The sequence below is a fragment of the Pseudoalteromonas sp. G5_S1_14_S5 genome (assembly GCF_054968605.1).
The window spans coordinates 1-19,000 of record NZ_JBQKUM010000087.1 but is presented as its reverse complement, the minus strand read 5'-3'; the positions used below and the strand labels follow the sequence as shown (position 1 = coordinate 19,000).

19 protein-coding genes and 1 pseudogene are annotated in these 19,000 nt (G+C 43.2%); 11 read left to right on the top strand and 9 right to left on the bottom strand.

Going from position 1 to position 19,000, the window contains the following annotated elements; all coding sequences use genetic code 11:
* Positions 1 to 62: 62 nt before the first annotated feature.
* Positions 63 to 527 (bottom strand): acyl-CoA thioesterase, encoded by a 465-nt coding sequence (locus tag ACTRWI_RS19485; protein WP_499133426.1) that lies wholly within the window; start codon positions 525 to 527, stop codon positions 63 to 65.
* A 145-nt stretch (positions 528 to 672) separates the two neighbouring features.
* Positions 673 to 2,511 carry an ABC transporter ATP-binding protein/permease gene (locus ACTRWI_RS19480; protein WP_499133425.1) on the bottom strand — a complete coding sequence of 613 codons (1,839 nt, stop codon included), beginning with the start codon at positions 2,509 to 2,511 and terminating at the stop codon, positions 673 to 675.
* A 517-nt stretch (positions 2,512 to 3,028) separates the two neighbouring features.
* Between ACTRWI_RS19480 and artP the strand changes: the two genes are divergently transcribed.
* The 9 genes from artP to ACTRWI_RS19435 all read left to right on the top strand — a co-directional run bounded on the left by artP (position 3,029) and on the right by ACTRWI_RS19435 (position 9,388).
* Positions 3,029 to 3,757, top strand: coding sequence for an arginine ABC transporter ATP-binding protein ArtP (gene artP, locus ACTRWI_RS19475; protein WP_004741003.1), 729 nt, complete (start codon positions 3,029 to 3,031; stop codon positions 3,755 to 3,757).
* Between the two features lie 96 nt (positions 3,758 to 3,853).
* On the top strand, positions 3,854 to 4,585 hold the full coding sequence (locus ACTRWI_RS19470) for an arginine ABC transporter substrate-binding protein (RefSeq protein WP_499133424.1): 732 nt from the start codon (positions 3,854 to 3,856) through the stop codon (positions 4,583 to 4,585).
* Between the two features lie 3 nt (positions 4,586 to 4,588).
* Complete coding sequence (gene artQ / locus ACTRWI_RS19465) at positions 4,589 to 5,275, top strand: arginine ABC transporter permease ArtQ (protein WP_499133422.1); 687 nt, start codon at positions 4,589 to 4,591, stop codon at positions 5,273 to 5,275.
* A complete protein-coding gene (gene artM / locus ACTRWI_RS19460; protein WP_499133421.1) occupies positions 5,272 to 5,940 on the top strand; it encodes an arginine ABC transporter permease ArtM in 669 nt (222 codons plus the stop codon). The genes artQ and artM overlap by 4 nt, the downstream gene beginning before the upstream one ends.
* Positions 5,941 to 6,245: 305 nt before the next feature.
* Positions 6,246 to 6,881: a LysE family translocator gene (locus ACTRWI_RS19455; protein ID WP_499133420.1), complete on the top strand. Its 636-nt coding sequence runs from the start codon at positions 6,246 to 6,248 to the stop codon at positions 6,879 to 6,881.
* A gap of 149 nt (positions 6,882 to 7,030) precedes the next feature.
* Entirely contained in the window at positions 7,031 to 7,768 is a 738-nt protein-coding gene (locus ACTRWI_RS19450; RefSeq protein WP_499133419.1) for an SDR family NAD(P)-dependent oxidoreductase, read from the top strand.
* Positions 7,769 to 7,873: 105 nt separating this feature from the next.
* A complete protein-coding gene (locus ACTRWI_RS19445; RefSeq protein ID WP_499133418.1) occupies positions 7,874 to 8,512 on the top strand; it encodes an RraA family protein in 639 nt (212 codons plus the stop codon).
* 270 nt (positions 8,513 to 8,782) lie between these two features.
* Positions 8,783 to 9,115, top strand: coding sequence for a YnfA family protein (locus tag ACTRWI_RS19440; protein WP_499133417.1), 333 nt, complete (start codon positions 8,783 to 8,785; stop codon positions 9,113 to 9,115).
* Between the two features lie 57 nt (positions 9,116 to 9,172).
* The gene (locus ACTRWI_RS19435; RefSeq protein ID WP_499133416.1) at positions 9,173 to 9,388 is read left to right on the top strand and encodes a DUF6434 domain-containing protein; all 216 of its coding nucleotides are present in this window, start codon (positions 9,173 to 9,175) and stop codon (positions 9,386 to 9,388) included.
* Between the two features lie 278 nt (positions 9,389 to 9,666).
* Here the strand turns inward: ACTRWI_RS19435 and ACTRWI_RS19430 are convergent.
* The 6 genes and pseudogenes from ACTRWI_RS19430 to ACTRWI_RS19405 form a co-directional block, all read right to left on the bottom strand.
* Positions 9,667 to 10,029: pseudogene (locus ACTRWI_RS19430) on the bottom strand (response regulator); the annotation flags it as partial.
* Between the two features lie 158 nt (positions 10,030 to 10,187).
* The gene (locus ACTRWI_RS19425) at positions 10,188 to 10,592 is read right to left on the bottom strand and encodes an Hpt domain-containing protein (protein WP_499133415.1); all 405 of its coding nucleotides are present in this window, start codon (positions 10,590 to 10,592) and stop codon (positions 10,188 to 10,190) included.
* A 371-nt stretch (positions 10,593 to 10,963) separates the two neighbouring features.
* A complete protein-coding gene (locus tag ACTRWI_RS19420; protein ID WP_499133414.1) occupies positions 10,964 to 12,196 on the bottom strand; it encodes a quaternary amine ABC transporter ATP-binding protein in 1,233 nt (410 codons plus the stop codon).
* The gene (locus ACTRWI_RS19415) at positions 12,189 to 13,088 is read right to left on the bottom strand and encodes an ABC transporter permease (protein WP_499133413.1); all 900 of its coding nucleotides are present in this window, start codon (positions 13,086 to 13,088) and stop codon (positions 12,189 to 12,191) included. The genes ACTRWI_RS19420 and ACTRWI_RS19415 overlap by 8 nt, the downstream gene beginning before the upstream one ends.
* Positions 13,089 to 13,241: 153 nt before the next feature.
* Entirely contained in the window at positions 13,242 to 14,234 is a 993-nt protein-coding gene (locus ACTRWI_RS19410; protein WP_499133412.1) for an ABC transporter substrate-binding protein, read from the bottom strand.
* 549 nt (positions 14,235 to 14,783) lie between these two features.
* Complete coding sequence (locus ACTRWI_RS19405) at positions 14,784 to 15,254, bottom strand: SLBB domain-containing protein (RefSeq protein WP_499133411.1); 471 nt, start codon at positions 15,252 to 15,254, stop codon at positions 14,784 to 14,786.
* 575 nt (positions 15,255 to 15,829) lie between these two features.
* Between ACTRWI_RS19405 and ACTRWI_RS19400 the strand changes: the two genes are divergently transcribed.
* The gene (locus ACTRWI_RS19400; protein WP_499133410.1) at positions 15,830 to 16,675 is read left to right on the top strand and encodes a DNA ligase; all 846 of its coding nucleotides are present in this window, start codon (positions 15,830 to 15,832) and stop codon (positions 16,673 to 16,675) included.
* 136 nt (positions 16,676 to 16,811) lie between these two features.
* Here the strand turns inward: ACTRWI_RS19400 and ACTRWI_RS19395 are convergent, their stop codons facing one another.
* Positions 16,812 to 18,182, bottom strand: a complete 1,371-nt coding sequence (locus tag ACTRWI_RS19395; protein ID WP_499133409.1) for an MATE family efflux transporter — start codon at positions 18,180 to 18,182, stop codon at positions 16,812 to 16,814.
* 142 nt (positions 18,183 to 18,324) lie between these two features.
* Between ACTRWI_RS19395 and ACTRWI_RS19390 the strand changes: the two genes are divergently transcribed.
* Positions 18,325 to 18,933: a riboflavin synthase subunit alpha gene (locus tag ACTRWI_RS19390; protein ID WP_499133408.1), complete on the top strand. Its 609-nt coding sequence runs from the start codon at positions 18,325 to 18,327 to the stop codon at positions 18,931 to 18,933.
* Positions 18,934 to 19,000 lie beyond the last annotated feature (67 nt).

Genomic DNA, 19,000 nt, shown 5'->3' with positions numbered 1-19,000 from the left:
ACTCAATCGAGTGGCTTTTTAATACGTGAGATTTTCTGATTTGGTCTGAACTAACGAACCATTTATTCCGCTACTGCTTCTTGTTTGAAGTATGGGCTTTTTAGCGTGTTCATGCGTTCAATTTCACTGGTTAGACGCAGTGACAGCAGCGCTTTTTGGTTCGATGCAAAATCGAACATCACGATAGTTGCTGTACCTACAGTAGTCAGCTTTTGCTGTGCTTTACTGACGATCGCGTATTCCATGGTAAAGCGGTCGTCTTGAATATCGGTGACTCGTGAACCCACCATCAAAGTATCAGGGTAGGTGACAGGTCGGAAATATTTACAATAAGTGTCGCCAAGAACAGGCCCAACCTTGGTGATTGCCATCTCTTCCATCAGCTCTACGTGTTTAAAGAAATCTAAGCGAGCGGTTTCAAAGTAGCGAAAATACACAGCGTTGTTGACGTGATTGAGTGCGTCCATTTCTCCCCAAGCGACTGGGATTTCTGTTACTACCGGGTAGTCAGATAATAATGCTTCCATGCGAACTCTCTTATTGTTATCTGCTTATCCGTCATCGGGATAAGTTGTTATTGGAATAAAACCCTACCGCTAATTTAACAAAACTGCAACACGTGTAATTTTAGTTTTTGAAGCTAGAAATCACTCGTTGTCAGAGACTTGGCTGTTAGCTACTAGCTGGTTCGTCACTCAGGTGTTTGAATTGGAGTTCAACCAAGCGTTGGTATAGTTCACAGCTATTGATGAGCGACTGGTGGTTGCCGATGTCTACGAGTTGCCCTTGATCGAGTACTGCAATTTGGTCTGCGTGTTTGATTGTCGATAAACGGTGGGCGATGATGATCGTCGTTCTGCCGCGCATTAATTCTTCCAATGCTTGCTGAACATGATGCTCACTTTCGCTGTCTAGGGCGCTAGTTGCTTCATCCAGTAGCAAGATGTTTGGATCTTTCAAGATGGCACGCGCGATAGCAATACGCTGACGTTGACCACCAGACAATCTCACGCCTCGTTCCCCAAGGAAACTATGATAACCATCTGGTAGGTTCTGTATGAACTCATGTGCGTGTGCTTTTTTCGCCGCTTCAATCACTTGTTCATCGTTCGCTTCTGGGTTGCCGTAGCGAATGTTATGGAACACATCGTTGCTGAACAGAGCGGGTTGTTGAGGAACAAGCGCCATCTGCTTTCTTAATTCGTTCGGGTCAAATTGATTAAGTTCCACGCCACCGAGAGTCACTTTACCCATTTGAGGATCGTAGAAACGTTGCAGCAATTCGAACAGGGTGGTTTTACCTGCACCAGATGGGCCAACTAACGCCAATACTTTACCTTCGTGCACGGTTAACGACAGGTTGCTTGTTGCTGGTTGATCCGGTCTAGACGGGTAACAGAAGGTCACATCATCAAAAGCGACTTCTGGTGTTAGGTTATCGAGCGATGTTGGATTATCGACAGGGGCAACGATGTGGCTTTCCACTTGCAGAATCTCAATTAAACGCTCGGTAGCACCTGCTGCCCGTTGCAGCTCGCCCATCACTTCAGAAATTGTACCTAGAGATGAAGCGACCATAATCGCGTAAAAGACAAATGCAGCAAGATCGCCGGCGGACATGGTGCCGTTGATAACATCGCTACCGCCCACCCAAAGCATACCTGCAATCGCACTGAACACGATAACAATCACGCCAGAGATCAGAATAGCGCGCTGTTTTACGCGTTGACGACCAATTTCATACGCCTTTTCTACTTCAAGCGCGAACGATGCTTTCTCTTGGGCTTCTCGGCTGTAGCTTTGCACGGTTTTGATGTGTTCAATCGCTTCACCCGCGTAAGAACCGACATCAGACATCGAGTCTTGGCTTTTACGTGATAGCGCTCTTACACGACGCCCGTAAACCAAAATTGGAATCAAGATAAACGGCACCGATGCCAGTACGATCAGCGTGAGTTTAATGTTGGTCGCAAACAACATGATGATTGCACCAAGGCACATCAGCGCGCTACGCATCGCCATCGAGAACGATGAACCAATGATACTTTGAAGTAGCGTTGTGTCTGTGGTGATGCGCGACATGATGTCGCCACTGCCATTGGTCTCAAAGTAACTCGGATGAAGTGTCACAACGTGATTGAAAACGGATAGGCGGATATCCGCACTTACACGTTCACCAACGGAAGAGACCAAGTAGAAACGGAAGAAGGTACCAATAGAGATCAATACCACAACGACCATGATGAATTGGATAGCGCTACCTAAGTCGGATAGTGATTGTTGGCTAAAACCTTGGTCGATAAGAAGGCGAATACCGTGTCCCACTGAAAGGGTTAAGCTTGCTGTGAAGATCAAAGCAATCAATGCTGCAATCACACGACCTTTATACGGCTGAATAAACTTAATCAGCTCAAGCAAAATGCTGAGGCTTTTCTTCTCTGGTTTTGATTCTGGGTTCTGTTGAGTCTGTCGCTGAGTTGCCTCAAGCGTAGAAGAGACATCGTTTTGCATATGATTGCCTTAGTGTTTGTCGCTTTAAGAACAGATGACAGGTTATTTGTAATACGTCTTGTTCGCTGGCAAGTGCTAGTTATTGAGAGTAGACGCCATTAAAGCATTTATTGGAGCATCACGCTTCCTAGGAAACTCAATTTTCAATAATTCCTGTGTGTTCGATGTGCGCATCGAAAGCTAAATAAAAGGAATATTAAGCACACTTGTTCGCTGGTGTTAGGGCAGAAGTTGAGTGGTTATCCATGAAATTTATGCAAGTATATAGCTGCCATTAAGAATTTACTTCCTTTGCTGAACAAGTGAGTTTGGATTTATAAAAACGTTTGCTTTTTGGTGTCATCTTCGGGTTTTCAATAACTTGGATGATAAAGAGGTAAGAGCAGTTAATGAGGCTGTTTTTTGTGCAGTATCTGTTACAAAAATTCAACAAATTAATTTTTTATACATTTTTCTTGCATAAAAGTTCAGCTTAAATAGAATAACCAACAAATGACAATTAATGCAGTAATTTGGCATGAGTATTCAAGTAAAGAGCATCAACAAATCATACGGCGATATCCAAGTTCTTCACGACATCAGTTTTAACTGTGAGAGTGGCGAAACCTTGGTACTGCTTGGCCCAAGCGGTGCTGGTAAGAGTTCACTACTGCGTGTTCTGAACCTGCTAGAAATCGCAGACGATGGCGAATTAAACATTGCTAACGAGCAATTTGATTTCTCAAGCCAGATCCAAGAGAAGCAGGGGCTTAAGCTACGTCGTAAAGTCGGCATGGTTTTCCAACAATACAACTTGTGGCCACACATGACGGTAATGGAAAACTTGATTGAAGCGCCAACTAAGGTTGCAGGCCTAGATAAGCAAGAAGCGATCAAACAAGCGCAAACAGTTTTGAAAACTTTACAGCTTGCAGATAAAGCAGACGCTTGGCCGTTGCAGCTCTCAGGTGGTCAGCAACAACGCGTTGCCATTGCTCGTGCTCTTATGATGAAGCCAGATGTATTGCTGTTTGACGAGCCAACAGCGGCTCTAGACCCAGAGATCACTAACCAAGTTGTTAGCATCATCAAAGAGCTAAGCGGCACTGGGATTACTCAGGTGGTAGTGACTCACGAAGTTGACTTCGCCAAGAAGATCGCGAGCCACGTTCTTTACCTTGAGAAGGGTTACATCGTGGAACACGGCACCAGCGACGCATTTATTAACCCGCAGACTCCAGAGTTTGCTGAGTATTTGACTCACTAAGCCACTGACTAGATTTACCTAACACAACATCGATTAAAACAATCAAATTATAAGAATGGCCACAGGCCGCTATTACACAGTATTCGGAGTAACAAAATGAAAAAGATTCTACTAGCTTCACTTATCGGCTTTGCTTCTTTCAATGCAGCAGCTCAAGAAGAAATCAAATTTGCAATGGAAGCGACTTATGCACCATTCGAATACATGGATGAGAACAACCAAACCCAAGGCTTCGACGTTGATCTAGCAAACGCACTTTGTGAAGAGATGAAAGCAACGTGTACTTTCCACAACCAAGCATTCGACAGCCTGATCCCAGCTCTTAAATTCAAACGTTACGATGCGGCTATCTCTGCAATGGACATCACTGAAGCACGTCTTCAACAAGTAAACTTCTCTGACGCTTACTACGACAACTCTGCAGCATTCATCTCTATTGAAGGCAAAGTAGCAGACCAAGCAGCACTAGAAGGCAAGCGCATCGGTGTTCAAAACGGCTCTACTCACCAAAGCTACCTTCTTGAGCAACTACCAGGTGTAACAGCAGTACCTTACTCAAGTTACCAAGATGCATTCATCGACATGAAAAACGGTCGTATCGATTCAGTATTCGGTGACACAGCAGTAGTCGCTGAATGGTTCAAGAAAGAAGACAACCTAACGTACGTTGGCGAGCAAGTAACAAACCAAGAGTACTTTGGAAACGGCTTTGGTATCGCAGTAAACAAGAGCAACCCAGAGCTAGTTGCACAACTGAACACAGCACTTGCAGCAGTTAAAGCAAACGGCGAGTACGACAAGATCTTCAACAAGTACTTCGGTAAGTAATTTATGGAATTAACGGGTTACTCTTTAGGGCTCGTCGAGGCAAGCTGGATGACTGTTCAGCTTGCATTCGTAAGCCTATTGGTTGGATTAATTTTAGCGGTAATGTTTGCAGGCGGTGAAATGTCTCGTCGTGTCGCAATCAAATGGCCGACAACCGCGTTCGTGACAATCGTACGTGGGCTACCAGAAATCTTGGTGGTTTTGTTTATCTACTTTGGCTCAACACAAGTGCTCTTCATGATCACTGGTGACTTTGTTGAAGTTAGCCCGTTCTTATCTGGTGTTGTTGCGTTGTCACTTATTTTCGCTTCATACGCTTCACAGACTATTCGTGGTGCGTTGAAAGCGGTAGGTAAAGGGCAGAGAGAAGCGGCGAGTGCATTGGGTATTCCACAATCGCACGCATTCTTTAGAATTGTTTTGCCACAAGCAGTAAGGCACGCATTACCGGGCTTAACGAACCAGTGGTTGGTTCTATTGAAAGATACTGCACTGGTTTCTCTGATTGGTGTCACCGATCTACTGAAGCAAGCGCAGTTGACATCAGCAGCAACGCACGAAGCATTTACTTGGTACGCAACGGCGGCAGCTATCTACCTAATCATCACATTGATTACACAAAGAGCAGTAAAAGTGATTGATGGTAAGTTCTCTATTCAGGGTTTGGGTAACAAAGGGGCAATGGCATGAATCAACAATACCTCTCTCAAATGCTTGAAGGTTTAACGACCAGTCTTCAACTCACCGGCGCGTCACTGCTTGTTGGTTGTATCTTGTCGCTACTGATGACGGTAACACTGATCCTAAGATTACCTGCGATTCACTGGGTAACACGTGGCATCATTACCTTGTTCACTGGTACACCATTACTAGTTCAGATCTTCTTGGTGTATTACGGCCCAGGTCAGTTCGATTGGATTCGTGAAAGCTTCATGTGGACATGGCTCAGCCAACCTTGGTTCTGCGCAATGTTGGCATTGGCTTTGAACACGGCGGCATACAGCACGCTACTGTTCAGAGGCGCATTCAATGCGATTCCTGCAGGGCAGTGGGAAGCATGTCGTGCACTAGGTATGGACAAAATCGCGACGCTTAAAGTGCTTCTGCCATACGCATTACGCCGTGCCGTTCCAGCTTACTCAAACGAAGTGATTCTAGTCTTCAAAGGCACATCACTAGCAAGCACCATTACCATCATGGATTTGATGGGCTACGCTCAGCGTATTAACGGCCAAACGTACGACACACTGACTGTGTTCGGTATCGCTGGTGCATTCTACCTAGCAGTAAACGGCATTTTAACACTTATCTTCCGCCAAGTAGAAAAGAAAGCCCTCGCATTTGAAGCGGCGTAAGCTAGCCAGTCAAAAGCTTAACTAACGTATAAAGCCTGCCATTTATGTTCGCATAGATGGCAGGCTTTTTTGTGTTTTCAACATAGCTCGGAGGGCTGTGGACACATACAGTGCGAGGCGGGTTTAGCTAGATTCATAACATATGGAAATATTCTGTATTTTGTTATTTGATTTACATATACTTCTTAAGTTACTGAAATAATGAAATTAATCATGATAGAATGCTTCAGTATTTAAATGCAGAATATTTCTGTCTACTAGCTGTTAGGGTTCAATCACGAAAGTTATTACGAGGATGATTATAGATGCTGGAGAAATACTTATTTCTACTGCCAATCGCTATGCTATTACTCTTTGGTGCGATGACACCAGGCCCTTCATTTATCTTGGTTGCGCAAACAGCTATGTCGAGATCTAGATCTGAAGCCATTTGTATTTCTATAGGTTTAGGTTTGGGGGCAAGCATATTTGCATTTATTGCCTCAATGGGGCTCATTGCACTTTTTAATGCTGTGCCAGAACTTTACGTAGCTTTCAAAGTTCTTGGTGGTCTATATCTATTTTATCTGGGCGTAAAAATGTGGCGCTCAAGCAAGAGCAAAGTGGATTCTGCTGACGCAGAGCTAGCTAACAAACCATCTCACTTTAAGGCGGTAGTTCTTGGCTTGGCGACACAGTTAAGTAATCCAAAGACTGCAATTGTATTTAGCAGTGTGTTTGCAGCTATGTTACCCGTGAAAGTTCCTGCTCATACAACATCAACATTAGTTATGGGTGTGTTTATCTTAAATTTTTCTTGGTACTTCCTAGTTTCTGTATTGTTGTCCAGCCCAAAGGCTCAAGCCAGTTACTTACGATTTAAGTCCTACATCAACAAAGGTTCAAGTATATTAATGGGCTCAATGGGTAGTAAGTTTATTGCAGAGGGTTTCAAGCCCTAACTGTTTAAGAGTGATTCGCAACGCGTGGCATTTTTACTATGAGTTTATTTAAGGAGTTAAGGCGGTATTCAGAAGGATCTATGTTGCGTTTATAACCACTTAATGCAGCATGATTAGTCACTATACATACCTAGAAAAGGAGTTCAAAATTGAAAGTAGCTTTAGTAACTGGTGGTTCGAAAGGTATCGGACTAGTTCTCATTCTACGCCTAGTAGAATTGGGTTACAGGGTTGTCACGTGCTCACGTTCTGAAGCAGGGTGGGGAAAAGTGCTTGCTATATATCCAGAATTAGACGCTGTGGATCATAGGGTTGTAGATATTGCCGATCAAGAGCAACTAGCGGGTCTATTCTCCTATATTGAATCCGAATATAAGAAACTAGATATTGCAGTAAATAACGCTTCTCCAACGCTGGTTTCACGAGGCTATCTACATCAAGTTGACATTGAATTACTTAAAGAAACCCTCAATGTGGATTTCTTGTGTCAGGCTTTATGCCTGCGAGCAGAACTGAAGTTAATGGGGCCTGGCTCAAGCATAGTGAATTTGAGTTCGGTAAATGGCCTTAGACCAACGCCAAATGCGTCAATGTACAGCGCAACTAAACACGCTTTGGAAGGATTAACGCGCTCAGTTGCACTTGAGAGTATTGGTTCTGGCATTCGAATTAATGCGGTAGCGCCAGGTGTAACATGGACCCCACGTTGGGAAGAGCGCCAAGTGGAAAATGAAAATATCCGCTCGGAGGTATCTCAAGCCGTTCCCATGAAGCGATTTGGTCGTACCAATGAGATAGTGGACGCAATAGAGTTTTTACTTTCAGACAAGGCTACTTATATAGTAGGGCACACACTGGTAGTAGACGGTGGTTTGTCTTTGGTATGAGCGGCTGATAATCTGTTTAATATGATTCACAACATTTGGCGCTTTTCGACGCTTTGCGTGTAGTGTTGAAGGTGGTGTAGCCGAGTTCAAACAAGGAGTGTAAATATGAAGCAAGACTTTTCTACATTAGCGACAACTGAGTACGGAAACATATTGGGTAACCAGTACTTTATGGATTTCAATATTGTTCCTCTTTGGCAGGGCATGCCGCGAATTTTTGGCGAAGCTTTTACGGTTCAGTTAGCTGCTGGTGATAACTTAATGCTTCATTCTGCAATATATCAAGAACCAAAAGGCTCAATTATTGTCGTCGATGGCGTTGATAGCGAATATGCAGTTGCAGGAGGCAATGTATGCGCAGTTGCTAAGCGTAGAGGCATAAAAGGTTTCATTATTGATGGTGTTATTCGGGACTTGGCTGAAATTACAGACATGAAATTTCCAGTTTTTGCTAAAGGTGTTCATCCAGTTCCGGGAAAAAAAGGGGTCTATTCTGAACTAGGTACTGAAATTAGATGTGGAGGCATAGACGTCTCAACCGGAGATATGATTGTGGCTGATATCGAGGGTGTTGCTGTTATTCCTAAGTCCAGAAAAGATGAGGTATTTTTAATGGCTTCAGAGAAAGCCAATAAAGAAGCCTCGTTAACATTGGCTCAGTGGGAAGAGAACCATAAGGCGAAGATTAAGCAAGCAATAATCCGTGCGAAACAAAAACAAAGCGTACAAAATGATGTAGATTGACCCAAAGACTGAGTCTTCTGTCGAGTTGTTGAGATATAAGTGCATTTCAGATGCGCTGTTTTTGATAATGAACGTTTCCTGCCGATTATCGAATTTATCTTCAAGCTAACTATTAAGGCAGGGAACTGAAATGAACAGTTTAACATGGACTGCACTTGTGCCGCTTTTGCCCTCACTGGCCATGGTGTTAGTTCTGGAAGCATATGCACCGATCTACAGTATTGTTAAATGTTTGGTGGAATGGGCTGGTTTACTGGGTAAAGGTAAGTTGTGATTGAATTTAAAACGGTAGGTCTTTTTGTAATTACGGCGATAGCGGAAATAGTAGGGTGTTATTTACCTTATCTTTGGCTAAGGGAAGATAAGAGTCTGTGGTTACTGATCCCGGCGGCAATAAGCCTTGCTGCATTTGCTTGGTTACTCACGCTGCACCCTACAGCAACAGGGCGAGTTTATGCGGCTTACGGTGGTGTGTACATCTCAGTCGCGCTGGTATGGCTATGGCTTGTCGATGGTGAGAAGCCAACAACGTGGGATCTAGTTGGTGGTTCGGTAGCGCTGCTTGGTATGGCGATTATTATGTTCGCACCAAGAAACGTGTAATTAGACGCTGTTGTAGCGCAATTTGAATCGCTTATTTTCAAGGAGGAATTGGAGTATATGACAAAAGTTGATTGGCACAAAAATCAGATAGATGAGAATACGTTAATCACAGAAAGCTATAAAACGACTCAGAATGTCCGTCGATATTTTAAATCCCAACTTGGTGAGCAGTTTAAATTTGATCGTGATTTCATGCTTTGGATGAAAAGCTCAACAGGGTTAACGATGGGTGATGCCGTACAAGAGTGGGCGAAGCGCAACCAAGTTAAGTAGTCACGTTTGTATGAATAAAAAAGTACTGCTGATTGATTCAGCGGTACTTTTTGCGTATTGCTTTTTAATTCACAGAACCTAACTCGACGCTTTCTGTATTATGGTTAGAGGCTTTCCAAACACCACCGAGGGCTTTGTATACAGCGATAATCGTGTTCGCGGTTTGCAGCATCAAGGGCCACCTTAGCTTTAAAGTCGGATGAGTGGTTTCTACGTTTTCTAGTCATAATCTGTTCCAGTATTTTTAGGTACTATACAAACAGATCAATCACTTAAAGTTATGTCCTAAAATGGGGGCCACTTCTGTTTTCGAGTTTAGCTCTGTGCAGGCGCAAGTTAACCGATGTTTTTAGGCGGTTAGCTTGAATTGGTTTCTCTAAGAAGTCTTCCGCGCCGCGTTGAATTAAATCAACTGCAATACTTACAGAACCATGCGCTGTTGCAATGATGACAGCGGTAGGGGTGTCATTGTCGATTATCCAGTCTAGAACTTCTTCTCCCGGCATATCGGGTAATTTGAGATCAAGGATAACAAGCTGGGGAGCGTGTCTTTCAATAATTGTTTTCGCTTCCAAACCTGTTTCGATATGGAAAGTGTCGTATGGCTCGTCTTTAACGTGCTGTTTGTACAGTACGGCAAGGGATGCGGAGTCTTAAACTAACAATACTTTAGGGCGCATTGTGTTATTACATTTGAAACTTTATCTCAATCAATAACATAGTGAAAGTTAAGCATCAATTTAAATATTGGTTACTGGCTATGTTGAATCTTATATCCGTTACACGTGACGTCGATAAGCTAGCTAAAACCTGCATTTTTTCTCTGGACCAACGCCTCGATTGAACGTTCTGCCAATTCAATTAACTCACTAACTTTTGTAAACGCGTCTTCGTGTTTTTGTTCTAAGCACTGCTTTTCTAATGCTCTTGCTAATTCACCTAAAGGGCGATTGCCAAGTGAGAGCGCAGTGCTGCCAAGCGTATGTACTTCAAACTTGAGTGTTTGAGCATCTTTGCTAATTGCGGCTTTATGAATCGCGACCAATCTAGTTTGTGATTCTTCTACGTAGTGGTCGATTAAAATTGGAATGATGTCGGCACTGGTGTCTCGAATCATTTGCTCCAGTACGCTTTCGTCAACAAGCTGTGACTGGGCTTGCAGATCTACACCTGTCTTTATATCTAACGCTATTGTCGAGTTCATTAATCAAAATCCTTTTATTGAACTAATAATAAGCCCGATTTTTGAAGGCCAATATCTTTATTCGTCCTTAAGTTTTAGTCATTTTTTACAATAATTTCAACTGGTTGGCATATAAAGACAGGAATTAGTGCTTATGCAAATACGCTTATAGGCATCTTTGTGACCAAGCTAACACACTGTTGTCAGGTGATTTGTCTTACGAAATATGCACTTAGGTGTTTTATATAATTAAGAGGCGGTTATTCGACGTTAATCTATACAAGCTTTCGTGTTAGCAAGGCATAAACGAAAAGAAAAAAGGCCACTGCTGTTTTTATACAATCAGTGGCCATATACATTTAATTAGGCGGATTTTTACCTAAAGAAGAAGGTTAGGATGCCTTATCAATATTTGGCTTTGGGGCAGGTTCTGCTTCCTCCTCGCTAGTCTCGGAGAAGATTTCTGCAACGGCACTTCTCTCTAGTTCGCCTTTGAGGTTTCCGTCTTCATCAACTACTGGAAGCGAGTAGTCGCAAGACATTGTGTCTGGCAAGATTTCTTCGATCACAGCGTCAGGTAATACGGCGGGCACTTCCTCATAGATCTCATCACTAAAATCATGAACAGAAGAGTCTTCCACTGCATCTTCAAGGCTCTCTTTGGTTACAAGTCCTTGGTAGCCATCGTCGGTTACATGGTAGGCATAATCGTGCTTAAGCATTTTCATCTGCGCCAACGCACCCTCGATGGTTTCTGAAGTGATTCGATACAACGGTGGCTGCATAACCGTTTCAACAGTAAGAGCTCGAGCACGATTAACATCTTTAACGAAGGCTTCAACGTAGTCATCAGCAGGATTGAGGAGAATCTCATGTGGTGTGCCTTGTTGTACTAACTCGCCATCTTTAAGGATTGCGATTCTGTCACCAAGGCGCAGTGCCTCATCCAAATCGTGAGTGATAAAGACTATCGTTTTATGAAGCTTCTCTTGGAGTTCAATCAACTGGTCTTGCATCTCGCTTCGGATAAGAGGGTCGAGTGCAGAAAAGGCTTCATCCATCAACAAGATTTCAGCGTTAGTACACAATGCTCGGGATAAACCGACGCGTTGCTGCTGACCGCCTGACAGTTGGGCAGGGTATTGATTCCCGTATCCCTTAAGCCCAACCGTTTCCAACCATTCTGTTGCTTTAGCCAAACGCTGCTCTTTCTTAATGCCTTGGACTTCTAGACCGTAGGCAACGTTTTCAACAACGGTGCGATGTGGCATCAAACCAAAGCGTTGAAATACCATCGACATTTTATGGCGGCGAAACTCTTCTAGATCTTTGGTATTCAAGCTCATTACATCGATACCTTCGACTGTGATCTTTCCTTGGGTAGGGTCGATCAAACGGTTGAAGTGACGGATGAGGGTTGATTTACCGGAGCCAGAAAGCCCCATAATGACAAAAATTTCGCCTCGATTAATCTGAAGATTTATTTCTTTCAAGCCAACGGTATGACCTGTATCGGCAAGGATCGCATTTTTATGTTCACCCTTTTTCACGCGGTCCATAACAGACAAAGGCTTAGGTCCAAACACTTTGAACAGCCCACTAATTTCAATTAATGGTTTAGTCATGTTTGAATCCTCCTAGGTGCGCATTGGTTCTACGTGCATAAGCTTGCGAAGCTCGGTCAAATAGAATCGCGAGCGCGACAATTGCAAACCCATTCATTAGGCCTAGAGTGAAATATTGATTTGTAATCGATTTAAGAACGGGTTGCCCCAAGCCCTTAACACCAATCATCGACGCGATAACTACCATTGATAGTGCCATCATGATGGTTTGGTTGATACCAGCCATGATAGTTGGCATTGCGAGGGGGAGCTGTACCCCCCATAAACGCTGTTTCTTGCTTGCGCCAAAAGCGGTCGCTGCCTCTAGCACTTCTTTATCGACCAAGCGAATACCCAAGTTTGTTAAACGAATAACCGGAGGAATTGCGTAGATAACAACGGCAATTAAGCCTGGGATCTTACCGATACCAAGTAGCATCACAACAGGGATCAGGTAAACGAATGCTGGCATGGTTTGCATGATATCAAGGAGCGGTGTCACCATGGATTGTGCGCGATTAGAACGCGCCATGGCAATACCAATAGGAATACCCAGGAAAATAGAAACGAGTGTACAAACAGTGATGATACTGAGTGTTCGCATCGTATCTTCCCACATACCAAAGTAGCCAATGAGAAGTAGAGAAGCGACACAGCCTAAAGCCAGTTTCCAAGATCGACTCGCCGCGTAAACTAAACCAGTGCAAACGCCTAGAACGATGACCCAAGGGGTAGAGATGAGAAGTTTTTCAAACCAAACTAGGAAGGAAAGAAGAGGGTCAAATAATGATTCGATCATTTCTCCATATTCACGGGAAAACTCTCGGTATGCGCCATCAAGCGTCTTTTTTATTGCTCGCAAATCAGAGCGTTCCATCTCAGGAAAGCTCGATAACCAATTACTGTCAGCCATTTTATATCCTTATAGTTCGGAGTTACTTGCTCAACACAGTAAAATGCGATGTGAACAAGGCTCCGAAATACGAATAACATCAAGTATAGCGACGTTATTTCCATTGTATTGAAGTGTAGCCATAGATATATAACTACTTTCTATGTCTTGCTATTAAAGCTCAGCTTCAACTTTCTTTGCGACTTCTTCTGAAACCCATGGGTGCCATACTTCTGGGAATTCACTTAAGAAATGTATACTCGCTTCTTCACCATCGGCTTGGTTGTCTTCCATCCAAGCAAGTAAGGCATTCATTTTTTCATTAGTGAAACCACGCTTAGTAAAGTAGTCGTACGCTTCCGGTGCGCGTGACGCAAAACTTTCAGTGGTAATTGTATGGACAGGAGAAGGTGGGTACATGGTTGCTTTCGGTGATTCACAGCCTTCCTGGGTCGTACAGCTGATAAATTCCTCTTTATCAACGCCACTGCCAAAGTCAACTTTAACCATGTCGTATTTACCAAGAACTGCGGTTGGTGCCCAGTAGTAACCGAACCATGCTTCTTCACGCTCGTAAGCTTTCGCGATAGAGCCAGATAAACCAGCACTTGAGCCAGGGTCAACGATAGTAAAACCACTGTCTTCTAATTTAAGTGCTTCAAACAGGTTTGCAGCGCTGATTTGACAGTTCCAACCTGCAGGACAGCTATAAAATGCGGATGTATCTGGGTCTTCAGGGTGTTTGAATAACGCAGCGTTCTTACGTACACCTTCGATTGTCGCCATTTCTGGATTTTGTTTAACTAGGTAAGACGGAACCCAAAAACCTTCTTCGCCGCCATTTACAAGTGCTTTACCTGCGTAGCGAAGTCGATTCTCTTCAACACCTTTATCAAGAGCGTCCTTGAGGCTGTTGCTCCATAATTCTGGTGCAACGTCGGGCTGGCCTTTTTCTATCATGGATGTGCCGGTTGGCATGGTATCACCAGGGATGAGTTCAGCATCACACCCGTAACCGTGTTTAAGGATGAATTGGTCGATGTTGGCGATGAGAGTTGCAGAGTTCCAGTTCATATCTGCGATTGTTACGCTGCCACATTCTCCAGCGTTAGCATGACCACTGGCTGCTGCAACTAACAAAAATACGGAGCTTAACTTGTATTTCATATTGAGTTTCCTTTCTCTTTAATAATACAACCACGCTAATCAAGGTCGATTGACTAACTAAATTGCTCGATGGTGATCCTTTCCGTATTTGAACCATTTGAGCAGAAGGAGGGATGGGGGAAGTGCTTATAGAAAAATCAATAAACCGATAAGGTCGCAAAGCATAAAGTGTGATTTGCTTGATTTATCCACGGTGTTTCATCTCCCTCGGATAACTTTGTCAAACTATTACAAATTCGTCAAAAATCACCTCTATTTATAATCTTAGGGAATATTCGTACGAATTCCATCTTTGACACGATTTACATGGCACTTTAATAGACTGTGTCACATTACTGCCAAAGTTAGCCGTCTAGTGTTGATCTTTGAGGCGTTTTCAAGGTGAGATGACCACTAATTATGTGTATGAAATGCATTGAATGGTCGGAAAAATCGCATTTTCTATATTAAATTCGCCAAAAAATAGAAAATACGATGAATGTGCTGGAAGAGGTGATTCCGTGATAGCCAATAATGACGAAATTACATACGTAGGTTTAGAAATTCGTTTTAATACAACTTGTTTATGAGGCTTTCGCGGAGCTTTTCAGGGATAAACTTCATTCGATTTAGCTGCCTAATCAATTCTTGTGCAAAGCTAGGCGTGTGCTTCATGTTCATGATACAGCCCATTAAAGAGATACTATTCGCATCGAGAAGTCTCTTGGCTTGCTCAAGGTGGTGGGGCGACGTTTCACCCAAAGCCACAACAATAAGTGTACAATCACAGGCACTCGCAACCGACTGAGCACGAATGTTGCCTTTGTTTACGTTAAGCAGTGGAGAGGTGTCGATAATTACACGGTCATACTTCTCAAGCCACTTAGATACCGCTTTTTGTAAGGTTGCTGGATCTTTATACGTAAGTTGTGTCGATGAAACGGTAGGGCCGCCAGCACTCGCTAGAATATCCATGAAGGTTGCGCCTTTCTTACCTTCAAATGCACCTGATGTCGCAACTTCACCTATGACGTAAACCATGTTGGCGCCGGACTTAATCTATTCTTTAGGTACATGTTTAGGTACAAAAATGGTTGAGCCGGGACGAAGCACGGGCAGTAGACTTTCATCGCCTGCATCTAAGTAACGCTGGGGTTAAACAACGTAGGAGTATTGTTTGAAATTACATCATTGATGTCCGTTTGTGCATGGCGGCTACCAGCAGTATCTAAGTTACCGTAAATAGAAAGAGTTAGTGTCGTTGTGTTTAAGTCGATTTTATGTAGTTCTATAGTCTTATCTCCTTGTTTGCTGTGTTTACCAAAGCACTGAATGCATCCCTTTGTCCTTATTTTTCAATTGGTTAGCTATGTTTGTTTTGTGTGTTCTATATTGAGAAATGTCATTTCTCAATATAAAACTAAAAACGGTTGGATTTTTGGGATCTGTAACGAATTGATTTTGCGAATGAAACACAAACCCAAATTAGGTTGGTATATTGATCGCATCTTAACCTAAAGTTTGAATGATGAATGGTTAGAACACCTAGGATGGAAATAGAGCCGACCAAAACGCTCAATCCTATAAACTGACCAAGACACATAAGGAACTTTGAAATGAGGCTAACCAGATTAGCAATAGCGACACTTTGGGCATTTTCTGCGTTACCTTCTCATGCTTCTTTTCTGCCTCCTGAACAATTGGTTTTAGCTAATACATATAAGCAAGACATTGATGTATCTAAATATTGGACGAGTGAAAAACTGGACGGTATTAGGGCTCTTTGGGATGGCCAACATCTTTATACCCGAAATGGCAATCTAATTTATGCGCCGAAGTGGTTTGTTAAAGAGTTACCAAATGTGCACTTAGAAGGGGAACTGTGGGCAGGAAGAGGCAATTTTCACTTAGTCCAAACAACGGTCTTAGACCACTCACCAAGCGATACGGCGTGGCAGGAAGTCGAATTCATGCTCTTTGATATGCCAGGTGCAGCGGGCGACTATCAGAAACGTTACTACAACATCTTACATTGGGTAAGAGTCATAGACGAGCCGCACATTGGGTATGTGGAGCACACACCAATTCCAAGCGAAGAGGCATTGTTTCACCAACTCGATAATGTCGATGAGAGTAAAGGCGAAGGATTGATGCTCCGTAAGATTACCAGCCGCTATCAAGCGGGCAGAAGTGATGACTTATTAAAACTCAAACGTCATCACGATGCAGAAGCGACCGTTATCGGCTACAAGACAGGAACAGGCAAGTATAAGGGGATGATGGGCTCAATTTTGGTACACACAGAAGATGGTGTAGAGTTTTACATTGGAAGTGGCTTCACCGATAAGATGCGATTATCTCCGCCTGAAATCGGCAGTCGAATTACCTTCCGTTACAATGGCTTCACTCAAAATGGTAAGCCCAAATTCGCAAGGTTCGTTAGAGAGAAAAGTGACTATTAAACACTTCTGAGTAAGCATCGCGAACGAGCACTACTGTAATAACTATTTTGGATACGGCATAAACGCGGACACAGAATAAAAAAGAGCTCTGATATTCAGAGCTCTTTTGTTTAATAAACTTGTTTTGAAGAAGTGCTTAGCGAGATCCGAACTCCAACTGTACTTCATCACTTTGTTTGTGCATCCAGTGCAAACGCATACCCAGCATAATCGCTGCTGAAGACAAACCAACGATGAAGCCAATCCAGAAGCCGTGTGCGCCCATTGGTTCAACAATCCAATCAGTCATCCCTAAGATGTAGCCAATCGGCAGACCAAGCAGCCAGTAAGCAATAAAAGTACGATTGAAGATTGAACGCATATCTTTATAACCACGAAGTGCACCCGCAGCGATGACTTGAATTGCATCTGTACATTGGTATACAGCGGCAAAAATCAGGAGCTGCATTGCGATGGTAATTACTGCTGTGTTTTCTGTGTAAAGAAGTGACACTTGCTCTCTAAACAACGCGGTTAGTGCCGCTGTGATAAACGCTGTTACTAAGCCAACGATGATACCAACGTGAGTCGAGATTTTGGCGCCTTCAGTGTTGTTCTCCCCCAGTTTATGACCAACGCGGATACTCACTGCAGCACCAATACTCATTGGGATCATAAATACCAATGAAGAGAAGTTAATCGCAACTTGGTGCGCAGCTACGATCAATGAGCCGAGTGGGGCGACTAATAGCGCAACAACCGCAAACAGCGTCACCTCAAAGAAAAGCGCTGCGGCGACTGGGAAGCCGAGCTTGAATAGACGAACTTGAGCTTTTAACTGAGGCTTATGAAATTGACCGAAAATCTTTATTTTAGCCAAACGCTTAGAAGTCAGCACATAGGTAAAAAGTAAGCCAAACATGACCCAATAAACGATAGCCGTTGCTACGCCACAACCCACACCGCCAAGCGCTGGTGCACCAAGCTTTCCGTAAACAAACATCCAGTTAAGCGGGATGTTTAATAACAGGCCAATAAAACCAATTACCATTGCAGGCTTGGTCAAAGACATACCATCGGTAAAGCTCCTTAAGGTTTGAAACAACAGGAAGGCTGGCACTGCAAACATCACGGCATTCATATAGCCGATAGTCTTTTCTGCCATTAAGGTTTCAATATCCATCAATTGCAAAATAGCTTGAGTTTGGAAGAGAACGCCAATAATTGGAATAGAAAGGACAAGCGCTAGGAAAGCACCTTGCTGAATCTCAAAAGGAATCTTAATTTGACGACCAGAGCCATTCAGTTGTGCGACCACAGGTACCAACGCCATAAGTAATCCAACACCAAACAAAATCGAAGGAAGCCAGATACTTGCCGCTATTGATACCGCAGCCATATCGATAGCACTGAAGCCACCGGCCATAACGGTATCGACGAAACTCATGCCGGTTTGCGCGATAGATGCGATCAATACTGGCGTCGCAAGTTTGATTAGATTCGAGGCTTCTTCTTTGTAACGATGCACAAATAACTCCAGACGAGACAGAAATAAGAGACGGAATGAATATTCAGAAGGAATCAGAGACACTGATCGTTAAGCTTCCATTGGACGAATCATAAAGAAATGTCACAATAACTGCTATAGTAAAATGCTAAATAGGAAACTTATGTTTACAGGTATCGTTCAAGGCATGGCAACACTGGTTGCTATCAATAAAAAAGATATGTTTCAGACTCATACCATTGAGTTAACTGATGAAATGGTAGCGGGATTAGCGATTGGCGCTTCTGTTGCCCACAACGGTTGTTGTCTAACTGTGACAGAAATTTCAGGTAACCAAATCTCTTTCGACTTGATGCAAGCAACACTACGTTTAACTAATTTAGGTGCTCTAAATGTCGGCGATAAAGTGAACGTCGAGCGTGCTGCGAAATTTGGTGACGAAATTGGCGGACACAGCATGTCCGGTCACATTTCGTTAATGGCTAAGTTAGTTGAAGTCATCAAAACGGAAAACAACCGAACACTTTGGTTTGAACTACCAGAAAAATCAATGAAATATGTTCTAAGTAAAGGGTACATAGGTGTTGATGGTTGCTCACTAACGATTGGTGAAGTGGAAGACAACCGTTTCTCTGTACATTTAATCCCAGAAACCCTCAATCGCACTCTATTTGGTGGCCGCGAAGTGGGTGACGAAGTGAACATCGAGTTCGATCCTCAAACTCAAGCGATTGTTGATACTGTGGAACGTGTACTAGCAAATCAGAAGTAACTAACACACTCAATCTGTGTTGTTCGATTTACGCAGATGGCTAGATTAAAAAGAGCACCTTATGTGT